Source organism: Mycobacterium sp. NGS35 (assembly GCF_059812855.1).
The window spans coordinates 136060-152434 of the sequence record NZ_JCALDL010000002.1 but is presented as its reverse complement, the minus strand read 5'-3'; the positions used below and the strand labels follow the sequence as shown (position 1 = coordinate 152434).

At 68.6% G+C, this 16375-nt stretch carries 15 protein-coding genes; 4 read left to right on the top strand and 11 right to left on the bottom strand.

The window, feature by feature from the left end; all coding sequences use genetic code 11:
• The first annotated feature begins 63 nt into the window (after positions 1 to 63).
• Both AC5Y4C_RS05680 and mtr read left to right on the top strand, forming a co-directional pair.
• The gene (locus AC5Y4C_RS05680) at positions 64 to 1089 is read left to right on the top strand and encodes an alpha/beta hydrolase (protein ID WP_499963115.1); all 1026 of its coding nucleotides are present in this window, start codon (positions 64 to 66) and stop codon (positions 1087 to 1089) included.
• Positions 1086 to 2498 (top strand): mycothione reductase, encoded by a 1413-nt coding sequence (gene mtr, locus AC5Y4C_RS05675; protein WP_499910276.1) that lies wholly within the window; start codon positions 1086 to 1088, stop codon positions 2496 to 2498. Before AC5Y4C_RS05680 ends, mtr begins: the two co-directional genes overlap by 4 nt.
• An 18-nt stretch (positions 2499 to 2516) precedes the next feature.
• Here the strand turns inward: mtr and AC5Y4C_RS05670 are convergent, their stop codons facing one another.
• Genes AC5Y4C_RS05670 through AC5Y4C_RS05650 form a run of 5 tightly spaced genes read right to left on the bottom strand, consistent with a single transcriptional unit; the run spans position 2517 to position 7180 of the window.
• Complete coding sequence (locus AC5Y4C_RS05670) at positions 2517 to 3293, bottom strand: 3-oxoacyl-ACP reductase (protein ID WP_499914245.1); 777 nt, start codon at positions 3291 to 3293, stop codon at positions 2517 to 2519.
• Complete coding sequence (locus AC5Y4C_RS05665; protein ID WP_499963117.1) at positions 3293 to 4663, bottom strand: aldehyde dehydrogenase family protein; 1371 nt, start codon at positions 4661 to 4663, stop codon at positions 3293 to 3295. Before AC5Y4C_RS05665 ends, AC5Y4C_RS05670 begins: the two co-directional genes overlap by 1 nt.
• A complete protein-coding gene (locus AC5Y4C_RS05660) occupies positions 4660 to 5391 on the bottom strand; it encodes a gamma-glutamyl-gamma-aminobutyrate hydrolase family protein (protein ID WP_499951474.1) in 732 nt (243 codons plus the stop codon). Before AC5Y4C_RS05660 ends, AC5Y4C_RS05665 begins: the two co-directional genes overlap by 4 nt.
• Positions 5378 to 6739, bottom strand: coding sequence for a glutamine synthetase family protein (locus AC5Y4C_RS05655; RefSeq protein WP_499963119.1), 1362 nt, complete (start codon positions 6737 to 6739; stop codon positions 5378 to 5380). The genes AC5Y4C_RS05660 and AC5Y4C_RS05655 overlap by 14 nt, the downstream gene beginning before the upstream one ends.
• 18 nt (positions 6740 to 6757) lie before the next feature.
• Positions 6758 to 7180 carry a Fur family transcriptional regulator gene (locus AC5Y4C_RS05650; protein WP_499910266.1) on the bottom strand — a complete coding sequence of 141 codons (423 nt, stop codon included), beginning with the start codon at positions 7178 to 7180 and terminating at the stop codon, positions 6758 to 6760.
• A gap of 85 nt (positions 7181 to 7265) precedes the next feature.
• On the opposite strand from AC5Y4C_RS05650, the gene nicT reads away from it, so the two are divergent.
• Together nicT and ngg are read left to right on the top strand one after the other, a co-directional pair.
• Positions 7266 to 8375, top strand: a complete 1110-nt coding sequence (gene nicT, locus AC5Y4C_RS05645; RefSeq protein WP_499951477.1) for a Nickel transporter NicT — start codon at positions 7266 to 7268, stop codon at positions 8373 to 8375.
• Between the two features lie 16 nt (positions 8376 to 8391).
• The gene (gene ngg / locus AC5Y4C_RS05640; protein ID WP_499910262.1) at positions 8392 to 10152 is read left to right on the top strand and encodes an N-acetylglutaminylglutamine synthetase; all 1761 of its coding nucleotides are present in this window, start codon (positions 8392 to 8394) and stop codon (positions 10150 to 10152) included.
• A 3-nt stretch (positions 10153 to 10155) separates the two neighbouring features.
• On the opposite strand, the gene AC5Y4C_RS05635 is transcribed toward ngg, so the two are convergent.
• From AC5Y4C_RS05635 to AC5Y4C_RS05610, 6 genes are all read right to left on the bottom strand, one after another.
• Positions 10156 to 10707: an alpha/beta fold hydrolase gene (locus tag AC5Y4C_RS05635; protein WP_499910622.1), complete on the bottom strand. Its 552-nt coding sequence runs from the start codon at positions 10705 to 10707 to the stop codon at positions 10156 to 10158.
• Between the two features lie 84 nt (positions 10708 to 10791).
• On the bottom strand, positions 10792 to 11469 hold the full coding sequence (locus tag AC5Y4C_RS05630; protein ID WP_499963121.1) for a hypothetical protein: 678 nt from the start codon (positions 11467 to 11469) through the stop codon (positions 10792 to 10794).
• Positions 11448 to 12953 carry a cobyric acid synthase gene (locus tag AC5Y4C_RS05625; RefSeq protein WP_499963123.1) on the bottom strand — a complete coding sequence of 502 codons (1506 nt, stop codon included), beginning with the start codon at positions 12951 to 12953 and terminating at the stop codon, positions 11448 to 11450. The genes AC5Y4C_RS05630 and AC5Y4C_RS05625 overlap by 22 nt, the downstream gene beginning before the upstream one ends.
• A 10-nt stretch (positions 12954 to 12963) precedes the next feature.
• The gene (gene map / locus AC5Y4C_RS05620; RefSeq protein WP_499910256.1) at positions 12964 to 13824 is read right to left on the bottom strand and encodes a type I methionyl aminopeptidase; all 861 of its coding nucleotides are present in this window, start codon (positions 13822 to 13824) and stop codon (positions 12964 to 12966) included.
• Positions 13825 to 13834: 10 nt separating this feature from the next.
• A complete protein-coding gene (locus tag AC5Y4C_RS05615) occupies positions 13835 to 14431 on the bottom strand; it encodes a DUF1707 SHOCT-like domain-containing protein (RefSeq protein ID WP_499910255.1) in 597 nt (198 codons plus the stop codon).
• Between the two features lie 48 nt (positions 14432 to 14479).
• Positions 14480 to 16279, bottom strand: coding sequence for a penicillin-binding transpeptidase domain-containing protein (locus AC5Y4C_RS05610; RefSeq protein ID WP_499963125.1), 1800 nt, complete (start codon positions 16277 to 16279; stop codon positions 14480 to 14482).
• Positions 16280 to 16375 lie beyond the last annotated feature (96 nt).

Here is a 16375-nt window from a genome sequence, read left to right as displayed (position 1 = left end):
GTCCAAGGTTATCGACTCGGTGCCGTGGCGTCGTACCAGGCAGCAGGGTGCGCGGCGATTAAGGTGAGCAGCGTGGCGGCTGTGTGGGAGCCCGACGTCCTGAATGGATGCTGGCAGAGCACGTTGCCACTGGGCGCCGACCCCGACGGCGAGGGCGAGATCGTGGCCACGCTGATCCGCCGCGGCGCCCCGGCGCCGGCGAAGCACGCAGTGCTCGCGGTGCACGGCTACACCGACTATTTCTTCCACACCGAGCTGGCTGACCGGTTCGCCGCCGCGGGCTTCGCGTTCTATGCCATCGACTTGCGCAAGTGCGGGCGGTCCTGGCGCGCCGGGCAGACTCCGCACTTCACCACCGACCTGTCGCGGTACGACGTGGAACTCGAGCGCGCTGCGGCGGTGATCGCACGCGAGACGGCCGGTGCCCGCATCCTGGTCTACGGCCACTCGGCCGGCGGGCTGATCGTCACGCTGTGGCTGGACCGGCTGCGTCAGCGCGCCGGGATCGCAAGGCTGGGCGTCAGCGGCCTGGTGCTCAACAGCCCGTTCTTCGACCTGCCCGGCCCGGTGATACTGCGGGCCGGAATCACCTCGGCGGCGATCCGGGCCGCGGCGCGGTTCGGCAGCAAGCGGGTGCTGCGGGCTGCCGGCGAGGGCGGCTACGGCACCAGCCTGCACCGCGACTACGGCGGTGAGTTCGACTACAACCTGGCCTGGAAACCGTTGGGCGGCTTTCCCGTCACCGCCGGGTGGATCAACGCGGTGCGTCGCGGGCAGATGCAGCTGCACCGCGGCCTCGACGTGGGGGTGCCCAACCTGATCCTGCGGTCGGACCGCAGCATCCCGGAGACCAAGGACCCGCAGTCCATGCAGCGCGGTGACGCGGTGCTGGACGTGTCGCAGATCGCGCGCTGGGCAGGGTGTGTGGGCAACCGGACCAATGTGGTGCCGGTCGCCGACGCGAAACACGACGTGTTCTTGTCGCTGCCCCACGCGCGCGAGCAGGCCTACGGCGAGCTCGCGGCCTGGCTGGACTGGTACACGGCGGCGGTGTCGCCCGAACGAAGCGATGCGAGGCAGAGCTCATGACGCATTTCGACCTGGCCATCATCGGAACCGGCTCGGGCAACACGATTCTCGACGAACGCTACGACGACTTCAGCGTCGCCATCTGCGAGCAGAACATCTTCGGCGGCACGTGCCTCAACGTGGGCTGCATTCCGACCAAGATGTTCGTCTACACCGCCGAAATCGCCGAAACCGCCCGCGAATCGACACGTTTCGGTGTCGACGCACGTGTCGACGCGGTGCGCTGGCCCGACATCGTGTCCCGGATCTTCGGCCGCATCGACCCGCTGTCCGTGGGCGGCGAGAACTATCGGCGAGCGTCGCCCAACGTCACCGTCTTCGACCGGCACACCCGGTTCGGCCCCAGCCGCAACGGCCGGCACACGCTGCGCGTCGACGGCGGTGAGGAGTTCACCGCTGACAAGGTGGTGATCGCCGCCGGCTCACGCGTCGTGGTTCCCAAGGCGGTCGCCGACTGTGGCGTGACGTACTACACCAGCGACACGATCATGCGGATCCCCGAGCTTCCGCGGCATTTGGTGATCGTCGGCGGGGGATACGTCGCCACCGAGTTCGCGCACATCTTCTCGTCGCTGGGCACCCACGTGTCGCTGGTGATCCGCGGCAGCACTCTGCTGCGCGGGCATGACGACACGATCATGATGCGGTTCACCGACATCGCCGCCAAGAAGTGGGAGATCCACGCGCACCGCGAGATCATCGACGCCCGCCAAGACGGCGACGAGGTGGTGCTGACGTGCGACGAGGGGTCGACCATCCGCGCGGACGCGCTGCTGGTGGCTACCGGCCGCGTACCCAACGGCGACCTGCTGGACGCCGAGCAGGCCGGCGTCGAGGTGCAGCCGAGCGGGCGCGTGGTGGTCGACGAATACCAACGCACTACGGCCCGCGGCATTTTCGCCCTCGGCGACGTCAGCTCCGCGTATCAGCTCAAGCACGTCGCGAACCACGAAGCCCGGGTGGTGCGGCACAACCTGCTGCAGGACTGGGACGACACCGATGCGATGGTGGCCTCCGACCACCGCTACGTGCCGTCCGCGGTGTTCACCGACCCGCAGATCGCCAGCGTCGGGCTCACCGAAAACCAGGCCAGGGCAGCCGGTTACAGCATCAAGGTCAAGGTGCAGGACTACAGCGACGTCGCCTACGGCTGGGCGATGGAGGACACCACCGGGTTCGCGAAGCTGGTCGTCGACGACGACACCGGTCTGATTCTCGGCGCGCACATCATGGGTTACCAGGCGTCGTCATTGATCCAGCCCGTGGTGCAGGCGATGAGTTTCGGCTTGCCCGCACAAGACATGGCGCGCGGCCAGTACTGGATTCACCCGGCGTTGCCCGAGGTGATCGAGAACGCACTGCTGGCGCTGTGCGGTGAGCCGCCGTGGCCGCCGTCGCGCAGGCACTAGCGCCGCGGCGCGGTGGTGCTACAGCGGCGTGACATAGGCGGCGCTGATCCCGCCGTCGACCAGAAACGTCGACGCGGTGATGAACGACGCGTCGTCGCTGGCCAAGAACGCGACCGCGGCGGCGATCTCCTCCGGTTCGGCGAACCGGCCCACCGGCACGTGGACCAGCCGGCGGGCCGCCCGCTCGGGGTCTTTGGCGAACAGCTCTTTGAGCAGCGGGGTGTTGACCGGACCCGGGCACAGTGCGTTCACGCGAATTCCGCTGCGCGCGTACTGAACTCCGAGCTCACGCGACATTGCCAGGACGCCGCCTTTCGACGCGGTGTAGGAGATCTGCGACGTGGCCGAGCCCATCACCGCGACGAACGACGCCACGTTGACGATCGAACCTCTTCCGGCGGCGCTCATGTGGCGCAGCGCCGCGCGGCAGCACAGGTACACCGACGTCAGGTTGACGTCTTGCACGCGCTGCCATGCGGCCAGCCCGGTGTTTTCGATCAGGTCGTCGTCGGGCGGCGAGATGCCGGCGTTGTTGAACGCGATGTCGACTGAGCCGAACGTGCTTGCGGCGGTGTCGAACAGCGCGTTGACGCCGGATTCCTCGGTGACGTCGACCGGCACGAACAACCCGCCGAGGTGGTCGGCGGCTTCCTGGCCGCCGACGCGGTCGATGTCGGCCACGACGATGGTCGCGCCCTCGTCACGCAGCCGCCGCCCGGTGGCCAACCCGATTCCGCTTGCGCCGCCGGTGATCACGGCGACCTTGCCGGCCAGCCGCTGCGTCAGGTCGATCATCAGGCCTCCCCCGGCGCCTCTGCTACAGCGATGAACACGTTCTTGGTCTCGGTGAACGACAGCGGTGCGTCCGGCCCCAGCTCGCGGCCCAGACCCGACTGCTTGAAGCCGCCGAACGGCGTGCTGTACCGCACCGACGAATGCGAGTTCACCGACAGGTTGCCCGATTCCACCGCCCGCGCCACGCGCAGCGCCCGAGACAGGTTGTCGGTCCAAATCGATCCCGACAACCCATAGGGCGTGTCGTTGGCCAGCGTGATCGCGTCGGCCTCGTCGTCGAACGGCAACACCGCGACCACCGGACCGAAGATCTCCTCGCGCACGGTGGGATCCGACCGCCGCGGCGTCAGCACCGTCGGGGGAAACCAGAAGCCCGGCCCGGACGGGACACTACCGCGAAACGCCACCGGCGCGTCGTCGGGGACATAGGAGGCCACCCTGTCCCGGTGCGCCCGAGACACCAGCGGTCCCATCTCGGTGGCCCGCGACGTCGGGTCACCGACGACGACGCCCTTGACAGCCGGCTCCAGCAACTGCGTGAAACGATCGAAGACGTTGCGCTGCACCAGTATTCGGCTTCGCGCGCAGCAATCCTGCCCGGCGTTGTCGAACACGCCGTAGGGAGCCGTCGCGGCGGCTCGTTCCAGGTCGCAGTCGTCGAACACGATGTTGGCACTCTTGCCGCCGAGCTCGAGTGTGACTCGCTTGACCTGTGCGGCAGCCCCGGCCATGACCCGGGTGCCGATTTCGGTGGAGCCGGTGAACACGATCTTGCGGACGTCGGGATGGGTGACGAACCGCTCGCCCACCACGGCGCCCGCCCCGGGCAACACCTGCAGAAGACCCTCCGGTAACCCGGCCTCGACCGCAAGCTCGCCCAGCCGGATCGTGGTCAGCGGCGTCCATTCGGCCGGCTTCACCAGAACTGCGTTCCCGGCGGCCAGCGCGGGAGCGAACCCCCACGACGCGATCGTCATCGGGAAGTTCCACGGCGTGATCACCCCCACTACCCCGAGCGGTTCGTGGAACGTGACGTCAAGACCGCCGGCGACGGGAATCTGCCTGCCCGTCAACCGTTCCGGGCTCGCGGCGTAATACTGCAGCACGTCGCGGACATGGCGGGCTTCCCACTCGGCCGACGTGATCGGATGCCCGGAGTTGGCGACCTCGAGCGCTGCGAGTTCGTCGACGTGTGCGTCCACGGTTGCCGCGAACGCACGCAACGATGCCGCCCGGTCCGCGGGAGGTGTTGCAGCCCAGCGCCTTTGGACATCCAGCGCCCTGGCCACCGCGTCGTCGACGCCGGCGACATCGGTCGGCTCGACCGTGCACAGCACTTCCTCGGTGGCCGGGTTGATCACCTCCGTCACGAGGGCACTCCCGCGTACGTCCTCGCCGCGTCCACGACGGCCGCGAACAGCCGCAGATCGTTGAGCCGCTCTTCGGGATGCCACTGCACCGCGAGAACGAAAGCGTCGCCGGGCATTTCGACCGCTTCGACCACACCGTCGTCGTCGCGCGCGCCGACCACCAATCCGTCGCCCAATTCGGCGATGGCCTGGTGGTGATAGCACTGCTCCTGTGACTGCTCGCCGATCAGCGCGGCCAGCCGGGTTCCGGGCACGGTGCGGATTCTGGACGTGGAGAACACCGCGTTGCCTTGCTGATGGCGCGAGTGCCCCAGGACGTCGGGCAGATGTTGATGCAGCGTGCCACCCAAAGCCACGTTGAGCACCTGTGCGCCGCGGCAAATGCCCAGCACCGGCATCCGCCGGCACAGCGCGCCGTGGAGCAGCGCGAATTCCCATGCGTCGCGGTCGGGCCGTGGCTCGTCGGTCTGCGGGTGGCGCGGCTGTCCGTACCGGGCTGGGTCGACGTCCTTGCCGCCGGTGATCACCAGCCCGTCGAGGCGGTCGAGCACGCGGTCGGTGATCTGGGCGCTGACCGGCTGAGGCGGCAGCAGCAGCGCTATTCCCCCGGCCTGCGTCACGCCCTCCAAGTAGATGTGCGGCAGGAAGCTGGCCCGCACATCCCAGACGCCGGTCTGCGCCTGCTCGAGATAGGTCGTCAGCCCCAACACGGGCCTAGAGCCGCTCAAAGCCCCGCACCCTCTCCCAGTCCGTCACCGCGGCGTTGAACGCGGCGAGTTCGACGCGCGCGTTGTTGAGGTAGTGCTCGACGACGTCATCGCCGAACGCCGCCCGCGCGACCGCGGAGTCCGCGAACAGCTCCGCGGCCTCGCCCAGCGTGGTCGGCAGCCGTTGCGTGTCGCTGTGATAGGCGTTGCCCCGCAACGGGTCTGGCAATGCCAGCTCATGCTCGATGCCGTGCAGGCCACCTGCGATCAGCGCCGCCACCGCCAGGTACTGGTTCACGTCGCCGCCCGGCACCCGGCACTCCACCCGCATCGCAGCGCCGCGGCCCACCACCCGCAGTGCGCACGTCCGGTTGTCGATGCCCCACGCGATCGCGGTCGGGGCAAAGCTGCCGTCGGCAAAGCGCTTGTAGGAGTTGATGTTCGGCGCGTAGCACAGGGTCAGCTCGCGCAGCGTCGCCAGCTGCCCGGCGACGAAACTGCGGAACAGCGCTGACATGCCATGCTCGTCGTCGGAGTCGGCGAACGCTGCGGACCCGTCGTCGCCGCGCAGCGAGATGTGGATGTGGCAGCTGTTTCCTTCGCGTTCGTCGAACTTGGCCATGAACGTCAGGCTCATGCCGTGCTGGTCGGCGATCTCCTTGGCGCCGTTCTTGTAGACGGTGTGGTTGTCGCAGGTGACCATAGCGTGGTCGAAGCGGAACGCGATCTCCTGCTGGCCGCGGTTGCATTCACCTTTGACGCCTTCGCAATACATGCCCGCGCCCACCATGCCGCGGCGAATGTCGCGCAGCAGCGGCTCGATCCGTGACGACGCCAGCATGGCGTAGTCGACGTTGTAGTCCGAGGCCGGTGTCAGACCGCGGTAGCCGCGCGCCCACGCGTCGCGATAGCTGTTGTCGAACACCATGAATTCCAGTTCGGTGCCCACGTAAGGCACCAGATCACGCTCAGCTAGCCGGCCGATCTGGCGGGCGAGGATGCTGCGCGGCGCCGCGGTGACCGGACGACCGTCGTGCCACGACAGGTCCGTCAGCACCAGCGCCGTGCCGGGCAGCCACGGGATCAGGCGCAACGTGGCGAAGTCGGGGGTCATCACCATGTCGCCGTAACCGGTCTCCCAGCTGCTCATCGCATAGCCGTCGACGGTGTTCATGTCGACGTCGACGGCCAGCAGATAGTTACAGCACTCGGCGCCGTGGCGGGCCACCTCTTCGGTGAACAGCCGCGCCGAAACCCGCTTGCCGGTCAGCCGGCCTTGCATGTCGGCGAACGCGACGATCACCGTGTCGATCGCGTCCTCTTCGATCAGCTCTTCGAGCTCGCGCGGGCTCAAGGGCGCTCTCACCATGTCGAGAAGTCAATCATTTCAGCGCCGTTGGCACTCGGGGCACAAGCCGTGCAGTGTCAGGCCGGCCCGCTCGGACAGCGTGAACGAGCTGCCCTCGATCGCGTGCTCCAGCGCCGATGTCAGCCGCTGCGCCGGCACCTCGATGATCGTGCCGCAGCGCGTGCAGACAGCGTGATGGTGCGGACTCTCCGCGATCCCGTACGTGGTGACGCCGCCCTCGACGGTCAGCGCGTGCAGCACGCCGGCGTCGACCAGTGTGGTCACCGTCCGGTACACCGTCGCGAGGTCCGGCACATCGGGTTGGCCCGAATCACCAAGGCGCGCATGGATTTCGGCGACTGACAGGTGCCCGTGAACCGGCTGCAGGGTGGCCAGCACCGCGATCCGCGGCGCGGTCCGGCGCAGCCCGTGCGCCCGCAGCACCTCGCCGATCCCGTTCACCAGATCAGTGTCTCACCACCGACAAGCCAGGCACCGACACCCGCTCTTGCAAATCGCTTGCAAGACGACATACCGTCGGACAGTGGTGACCGATGCACCGCCGCAGCCCACTTCTTGGCTGGCACGCGCGCGCGCCGCACTGACCCGCCGCGAATGGTTGGCACTGTCGTCGATGTTCGGCGTCATCGCGCTGCTGCACCTGGTCGGCTGGATCACGCTCGTCGGGTTCGTGGCCCCGGAGCACTACAGCGTCGGCGACAAAGCGCTGGGCATCGGCGTCGGGCTGACCGCATACACGCTGGGCCTTCGGCACGCGTTCGACGCCGACCACATCGCCGCCATCGACAACACCACCCGCAAGCTGATGAGCGACGGCCAACGCCCGCTGGGTGTCGGGTTTTTCTTCTCGCTCGGTCATTCGACGGTGGTCTTCGGCCTGGCCGTGCTGCTGTCGCTGGGCGTCAAGGCGATCGTCGGTCCGGTGGAAGACGACTCGTCGGCGCTGCACCACTACACCGGGCTGATCGGCACCAGCGTGTCCGGGCTGTTCCTGTACCTGATCGCGGCGATCAACCTCGTCATCCTGGTCGGCATCGTGCGGGTCTTCGTGCGGATGCGCGGCGGCACCTGCGACGACGCGGCGCTCGAAGCGCAACTCAACGGTCGCGGCCTGCTGAACAGACTGTTCGGCCGTTTCACCCGGTCGATCACCAAGTCGTGGCACATGTATCCGCTCGGGCTGCTGTTCGGGCTGGGCTTCGACACCGCCACCGAGATCGCGCTGCTGGTGCTTGCCGGCACCAGCGCTGTCGCCGGGGTGCCCTGGTACGCGATCATGTGCCTGCCCGTGCTGTTCGCCGCGGGCATGAGCCTGCTGGACACCGTCGACGGCACGTTCATGAACTTCGCCTACGGCTGGGCGTTCTCCAAACCGCTGCGCAAGGTGTACTACAACCTCACGGTCACCGGGCTGTCGGTGGCGGTGGCGTTCGTGATCGGCAGCGTGGAACTGCTGGGCCTGCTGGCTGACCAGCTGGGGCTGTCCGGCGGGGTCTGGGACTGGGTCGCCGGTGTCGACCTCAACATCGTGGGCTTCGTCATCGTCGGGCTGTTCCTGTTGACATGGGCGGTGGCCGTGTCGGTCTGGCGCTTCGGCCGCATCGAGGAACGTTGGGCGGTGGCGACCGACAACTGACGGTAGGGTCAGTCAGGTGGCCGCAGGTGACGAGTACCCCGAGGCCATCACGCTCGGGTTGCACGACGTGCCGCCAGCACACCTGGTGGACGCGATGCCCAACAACGTGGTGCTGGATCTGGGCTGGGGCCGGCTGGTCTTCGGCCAGACGTTCTCCGACCCCGACGAACTCGCCGAGGTGCTGCGCCGCGAAGGCCCCGGTCGCCGTGACATCTGCATGTACGCCCGCGAAGCGCACGTCGTCGTCGCCCGCAGCCCGCACGAGCTGTTCATCGACCCCAGCCACACCTACCGGTTGCGATTCACCGACGAGTCGCTCGACTGGACGCCCACCGGAATCACGGTGCGGCCCTTGGAGTCTCGCGACGACGCCGACGAGATGAACCGGGTGTACGTCCGCTGCGGAATGGTGCCCGCCCGGGTGGACGTCATCTGGGACAACCACCTCAACTGCGAGGCGGTCACCTATCTGGTCGCGGTGCGCGACACCGACGGTGCGATCGTCGGCACCGTCACCGGCGTGGACCATTGGGTGCTCTTCGACGATCCGGAGCACGGCACCAGCCTGTGGACACTTGCCGTCGACCCGGCCGCCGGGCTGCCCGGCGTCGGCGAGGCGCTCACCCGCGCGCTCGCCGAGCACTACCGCCGGCTGGGCCGCTCTTACATGGACCTGTCGGTGGTGCACGACAACCACGCCGCGATCGCGCTCTACGAGAAGCTCGGCTTCAACCGTGTGCCGGTCCTGTGCATCAAGCGCAAGAACGCGATCAACGAGCCGCTGTTCACCGCGATCACGCCCGAGACCGTCGACGACCTGAACCCGTACGCCCGCATCATCGCCGACGAAGCCTTGCGGCGGGGCATCCAGGTGGAAGTGCTCGATGCCGAGACCGGCGAGCTGCGCCTCACCCACGGCGGCCGCAGCGTCGTCACCCGCGAATCGCTGTCGGAGTTCACCTCCGCGGTCGCGATGAGCCGCTGCGACGACAAGCGCCGCACCCGCCGCATCGCCGTGGAGGCCGGCATCACCGTGTCGCGCGGGCGTCTGGCCACATTCGACGAACAGGACCACAAGTTCTACGACGAGGTCGGCGACGTCGTCGTCAAACCCACGCGCGGCGAGCAGGGCAAGGGCATCACGGTCGGTGTCGACGGGCACGACGAACTCGACGCGGCACTGGCACGAGCGCACGAGCACTGTCCTGAGGTGCTGATCGAGCAGCGCGCCCGCGGCGAAGACCTGCGCCTCGTCGTGATCGACGGCAAGGTCGTCGCCGCGGCGATCCGCAAGCCTGCGGAGGTCATCGGCACCGGGCGGCACAGCGTGCGTGACCTCATCGAGGCGGAGAGCCGGCGCCGGTCCGCCGCGACTGGCGGAGAGTCGCGCATCCCGCTCGACGCGGTGACTGAAGGCACGGTCCGCGAAGCCGGCTGGTCCTTCGACGACGTGCTGCCGGAAGGCACCCGGCTGCGGGTGCGCCGGACCGCCAACCTGCACCAGGGCGGCACGATCCACGACGTCACCGCCAAGGTCAGCCCCGAGTTGTGCCGCGTGGCGGTAAAGATGGCCGAGGCCATCGGCATCCCGGTGACCGGCATCGACCTGCTGGTGCCCGACGTGAGCGGCGAGGAGTACGTGTTCATCGAGGCCAACGAGCGCCCGGGGCTGGCCAACCACGAGCCGCAGCCAACCGCCGCGGCATTCATCGACTTCCTGTTCCCCGGGCACCCCCGGCTGCCGCAGGCCTGGACTCCGGAAGCGCCGCAGCCCTGACAGTCACCAGGTGCTGGTGCGCAACACGATCTCGGCCGCCAACTGCGCCGTCGACTGCTGCGCGTGGCGCCGGCCCAGCATCTCGACGATCCGGTAGTCGCCGTAGACGTAGCGCTGGCTGGCCACCGCGACCGCCCGCGCGGCCGCCGTGCTGACCATCGCCGTGGTGTTGACCTCGACGGGCGGGCAGTGCTCGTCGCGCACCACGCCGGTCAAGTCGGGGACGCGCGGATGCCCCCGGTCGATCACCACCAGACCGGTGAACCGGTCGAGCCGGCTCGCAGCCAGCTCCCATGCGAGTTCGCCGCCGACGCGATCGCCGACCAGCACCGCCCACTTCACGTCCAGCGAGTCGAGGATCCCCACCACCGATTTCGGCGTCAGCCGACGATCCGGCGCGATGACGACTGTGCGCAGCGACGCAGTGTGCAGCCGGTGGCACAGCGGGTCGTACGCCGCGGGCGCTTGCTGCGTTCCCCCGAGCAGCGTCACGACAGGTCCTTTCTCAGGACCGGTCACGCCGACCGTTATCGGGAATCCGTCGACGGTGAGCATCGTCGAAGGCACTTGTTGGACGCTACAGGTGTGCACTGCGGCGGCGGGCCGTTTTCGCGTGTCTGCCAGCAGATGCTCAGCTGCTCAGGCGTCTTGCATTCGCTGGGCTTGCCGGTCGGCGATCTCGAGGAACGTTTGCGGCAGAGAGGCTTTCGGCGCTGACGACTGGCCGGCGCCGAGAGTGGTTGTGGGAAACGCCATTCCGAACACCGCCATCGAGCCGACGTTCTCGAACGACTCGTAGACGCTGCTGTCGACACCGTGCAGGGTCATTGTCTGCTGGTACACCAGCTGATTCGGCCGCGACGACGCCAGCTTGGTGGTGGTGATCGGAATGGGCGGCGAGCCGCGGTCGAAATAGGTGTCGAACCGTTGGCAGCGGTCGGCCTCCGCCGCGATTGCGTCGAGGTTCATCGGCGAGGTGAGCACCGTGATCACGATGCGGGCGCCGTCGTAGATCACGTTGTACTTCGCCGCGCTGCCGGGACCGCGTTCGGCGTGCGACGTGATCACGTCGGTGAGGCCGTTAGAGCAACCTTGGGGCCGCGACGGCATCGGCGGCGGAGCCCCGGCTTTGCCGGACTCGCCGGGCTGCTCGACGATGCGTCCGTAGCCGACACCCGGCGGGAAGTCGGCCGCAGTCAGCAAAACCTTGGCGAGCTTGGCCCCCGGCCACGTCGGGGTGCCGCTGACCGTGGTGGCGCATCCGGCAACCGACACCGCCGAAGCGACGGCCGCGATCAGGGCGAGGGGCTTGGGCACGCTGTCAGGGTACTGGTGACGACGGGCCGGGCCGGTGGTCCGCTGGCGACGAGTTCCCATACCGCATCGACGTCGACGTGTGCGCCGAGCAGGTCGGCGAGGATATCGAGTTGCGCGTCGCGCCGGGCGGCCACGTCGACGTCGTCAGCCACGACGAACCCGTCGCGGCCCGCGGCGGCCGCCGCCTGGGTGAGCCAGTCGCGCCGGAATACGTCGTTGTCGAACAGCCCGTGCCAATGCGTCCCGTACACGTTGTCGCGCCGGATCCCCACGTCCGACCAGTTCTCTTCGGTGCACCTGCGCAGCTGCCCGTGGTGGATCTCGTAGCCGGCGAGCGGCGCGTGGTGGCGCAGCAGGGTCTTGTCGGGGCAGAACTGCACGTCGGCGTCCAACAGGCCGAGTCCGGCGACGCTGCCCGCGCGGGACTCGACGCGGTCGTCGATTGTGCTGCACAGCATTTGCAGACCGCCGCAGATGCCGAGCACCGGCTTGCCGGCGTCGGCGTGGCGTTGCACGGCTTCGGCCAGACCATGCGACCGCAGCCAATCCAGGTCTGCCACCGTGGCTTTGGTGCCGGGGATCACCACGACGTCGGCGCCGGCGACCGTGGCCGGGTCGGTGCTCCACTGCACCCGCACGCCGGGTTCGCAGGCCAGCGCCTCGACGTCGGTGGAGTTGGAGACGCGAGGCAGGCGGATCGCGACGACCGTCAGCCACTGGGTACCGCACGGTGGCTGAGGCTTGCCGACGATCCGGTCCGCCAGCACCGAAAGCGAATCCTCGGTGTCCAGCCACAGCTCGTCGACGTAGGGCAGCACGCCGTATGTGGGCCGGCCCGTGAGCTTTTCGAGCTGCCGCAGTCCCGGCTCGAGCAGAGCCGGGTCGCCGCGGAACTTGTTGACCACGAAGCCGGTGATCAGCTTCTGGTCGTCCGGATCCAGCACGGCGAGCGTGCCGAACAAGTGCGCGAGCAGCCCGCCGCGGTCGATGTCGCCAACCAGCAGCACAGGCAGCTTCGCGGCTCTGGCCAGCCCCATGTTTGCGAGATCCGTTGCCCGCAGGTTGATTTCGGCAGGCGAGCCGGCCCCTTCGCAGATCACCGCGTCGAACTCGTCGCGCAGCGCCTGCAGCTCCTCGGCCACCACGGCAGCAAGCCGCTCGCGGTGCTCGATGTAGTCGCCGGCGCTGACCGTGCCCGTCACCCGGCCGCGCACCACCAGCTGCGACGACCGGTCGCCGCCCGGCTTCAACAGGATCGGGTTGAAGCGGACACTCGGCTCCAGCCCGCACGCCCGGGCTTGCACGGCCTGCGCGCGGCCGATCTCGCCGCCGTCGAGGGTCACCGCCGAGTTGTTGGACATGTTCTGCGCTTTGAACGGGGCGACCTTCACGCCGTTGCGGGCCAGCAGCCGGCACAGCCCGGCGACGACCATCGACTTGCCGGCATCAGAGCTGGTGCCCGCGATCAGCAGCGCCCCGGTCACCGCGGCTGCATCATTCGGCGAGCGTCAGGATCTCGGCGCCGTCGTCGGTGACCACCAGTGTGTGCTCGAACTGCGCGCTCCACTTGCGGTCCTTGGTGGCCACGGTCCAGCCGTCGTCCCAGATCTCGTAATCCAATGAGCCGAGATTGATCATCGGCTCGATGGTGAACGTCATGCCGGGCTCGATGATCGTGGTGACCGACGGCTGGTCGTAGTGCAGCACCACCAGGCCGTTGTGGAAGGTGGTGCCGATGCCGTGCCCGGTGAAGTCACGAACCACGTTGTAGCCGAAGCGGTTTGCGTACGACTCGATGACCCGTCCGACCACCGACAGCGACCGGCCCGGCTTGACCGCCTTGATCGCGCGCATCATCGCCTCGTGAGTGCGCTCGACCAGCAGCCGGTGCTCATCGGAGACGTCGCCGGCCAGGAAGGTGGCGTTGGTGTCACCGTGCACGCCGTTGATGTAGGCGGTCACGTCGATGTTCACGATGTCGCCGTCTTCGATCACCGTGGAATCGGGGATGCCGTGGCAGATGATCTCGTTCAGGGAGGTGCAGCAGGATTTCGGAAAACCCTTGTAGCCCAAGGTCGATGGATAAGCGCCGTGGTCGACCATGTACTCGTGGGCGATGCGGTCCAGGTCGTCGGTGGTGACGCCGGGCGCGACGGCCTTGCCCGCCTCGGCGAGTGCGCCCGCGGCGATGCGGCCCGCGATGCGCATGTTCTCGATCACCTCAGGGGTCTGCACCCACGGTTCGCTGCCTTCGTTCACGGTTGGTTTCCAGGCGTACTCGGGCCGCGGAATCGACGGCGGCACCGGGCGGGTGGGTGAGAGCACGCCGGAGCGCAGGGCAGCACGAACAGGCATGTCCACCAGCCTAACGATTACCGAGCCCGCGCAGCGTCGGCAGCTTCGGACCCCGCTGCCGCGGCCCACGGATGGTCAACGAGCCGAGGATCAGGCGGCCGGTGAACACGACATGTGGCGTGCCTTCAGCCGGCGGTTCTTTGCGACGGTCGCGTGCGCTGCCGCCGTAGACCGTCACGTCGTCGATGGACGCACTCGCGCCGTCGGGTAGCCGGATGTCGACCGAGCCGCGGACCATGTCGAGTTCGATGACGACGACCGGCCCGGCGAAGCGGGCCTTGGTCAAGTCGAGTTCGATCGAGCCGAAGCGGCGGACCAGGGCGAGCCGGGTGGGCACCACCCATTCCCCGTGGCGCCGCAGCGAGCCGGCCCAACCGCGCAGCTCCACCCGATCCGCGGCCGACGTGACGATCGCGCCGGGCGCGGGCAGGTCGCCCACCACGCCGTCGAGCTCGCCGCGGGTGCGTGCCCGCGAGACCTGTGACGAGCGCTCGTCGAACTCGTCGATGTCGATCAGCCCGAGCGCCAGCGCATTGGCCAGCCGCCGCAGCGTGCCGTTGCGGTCGGCGTCGCTGATGCGCAGTTCCAGGGGCTGTTCACTGGTCATGACCCCTCCAAGTTACCGCGCGCTGGCCCAGCTCTCGCGGGCGAAAGATCAGGCCAGATAGTCCGGCGGCAGCTGCGAGAGCATGTACTTGACCATCCGCACCGCATACTCGGAGCTGCCGCCCCCGACGATCAGCGCCGCGAACGCCATGTCGCCGCGGTAACCGGAGAACCACGAGTGCGAGCCACCCTGGAACTCCGCCTCCCCGGTCTTGCCGTAGACCTCCCCCGCGTCGGCGATGTCTTTGGCCGTGCCGTTGGTGACCACCAGCCGCATCATCGGCCGCAGGCCGTCCAGCATCTGCGGTGTCACGTCGGTGCGCTTGCCGGTGATTCCGGTGGGCCGGCCCGTGATCAGTTGCGGCACAGGCGTTTTGCCGGCGGCCACCGTGGCCGCGGCCAGTGCCATCCCGAACGGGCTGACCAGGACCTTGCCCTGCCCGAAGCCGTCCTCGGTGCGTTCGGCGAGGTTCACCGTCGGCGGCACCGAGCCCGTCACGGTCGGGATACCGGCCACGTCGTAATCGAGCCCGATGCCGTACTGCGCGGCTGCGTCGCTCAATGCCCGCGGCGGCATCCGGCTGGCCAACTCGGCGAACGTGGTGTTGCACGAACTCGCGAACGCCCGCGACATCGGCACCACACCGAGATCGAACTTCCCGTAGTTCGGCACCGTGCGGTGCCCGATGTCCAGCGTGCCGGGGCAGCCCAGCAGCGTGTTGGGCGTGGCCATGTCCCGTTCAATCGCCGCACCCGCGGTGATCATCTTGAACGTCGAGCCGGGCGGGAACAGGCCCGTCGTGGCCAGCGGACCTTGAGCGTCGGCCGCGGCGTTTTGCGCGACCGCCAAGATCGCGCCCGTCGACGGCCTGATCACGACGATCATCGCCTGCTTGCCGACGTTTCCGACCGCGCGCTGAGCCGCGTTCTGAATCGAGCGGTCCAGCGTGATCGACACCGACGGGGCGGGCTTGCCGGGCACCTCGCTGAGCACGCCCACGTCGACGCCGTTCTGGTTGACGCTGACCACCCGCCACCCGGCTTCGCCGTCGAGCTGGGCTGTCACCGCCTTCTTCACCTGCGCGACCAATGCCGGTGCGAACCCGTCGTCGGTGGGCAACATCTCCGGTTGCGGCGTCACCACCACCCCGGGCAGCTGCCCGATCGCCGGCGACACGCGGTTGTTGTCGTCGGGCCGCAGCGTGACCAGGTCCACCCGCTCGCTGGTCGAGCTGGCCTGCTCGGCCAGCCGCTGCGGGTCCAGCGTGTTGTCGAATGGCCGCAACGCCTCGACGACCGCCCGCGCCGTCGGCATCAGTTGCAGCCCAGCCTGCTTGGCGTCGAGCTCGTAGTGGTAGAGGTAGCCGGGCTTGAGCACGTCCGAGCCGCCGACCTCGTTGACGGACGCGCGGGTCGGCGGGTCGGCGCGCAGGGCAAGTGTCTGGTGCTCGCCGAGTTTGGGGTGCAAACCGGCAGGTGTCCAGCGCACCTGCCAGCGGCCTTCCTCGCGGATCATCGAGAGCCGGCCGTCGTACGTCCATGTCCGGTTCTTCGGCAGATGCCAGGTGTAGCGGTAGTCGACGGCGCCGGTGTCCTCGTAGAAGCTCGCGGCCACCACCTGTGCGTCCAGGCTGGTGGCCTGCAGACCCGCCCACGCGGCATTGAGCGCGGCGCGGGCGTCGTCGGGGCGGTCGGACAGCGCGGCGGCTGCGCTGGTGTTGCCGGTGGCCAGCGCGGCGAAGAACTGCTGGGCGGCCGGGGCCGGTCCGTCAGGCCGAGGTGTGCAGCCGACGAGTGCGCCCGCCACCAGGACGGCGACAGCCAGGAAGGTTGTTACTCGTGTTGCCATTGAGGCTGATGTTACGAAGTGGTCACGCGCCCTCGGCGGAGGCGCACCGACCGAAAGCGATTTCGGCGCGCAAACCGAAGCTCAGCGCACGTGCGC

Bases quoted from the DNA above. Each gene is read 5' to 3' on its own strand.
- AC5Y4C_RS05615 (WP_499910255.1), bottom strand. From the start codon at position 14,431: ATGACCAGTGAACAGCCCCTGGAACTGCGCATCAGCGACGCCGACCGC.
- AC5Y4C_RS05610 (WP_499963125.1), bottom strand. From the start codon at position 16,279: ATGGCAACACGAGTAACAACCTTCCTGGCTGTCGCCGTCCTGGTGGCG.
- mtr (WP_499910276.1), top strand. From the start codon at position 1,086: ATGACGCATTTCGACCTGGCCATCATCGGAACCGGCTCGGGCAACACG.
- AC5Y4C_RS05635 (WP_499910622.1), bottom strand. From the start codon at position 10,707: ATGCTCACCGTCGACGGATTCCCGATAACGGTCGGCGTGACCGGTCCT.
- AC5Y4C_RS05655 (WP_499963119.1), bottom strand. From the start codon at position 6,739: ATGGTGAGAGCGCCCTTGAGCCCGCGCGAGCTCGAAGAGCTGATCGAA.
- map (WP_499910256.1), bottom strand. From the start codon at position 13,824: ATGCCTGTTCGTGCTGCCCTGCGCTCCGGCGTGCTCTCACCCACCCGC.
- AC5Y4C_RS05670 (WP_499914245.1), bottom strand. From the start codon at position 3,293: ATGATCGACCTGACGCAGCGGCTGGCCGGCAAGGTCGCCGTGATCACC.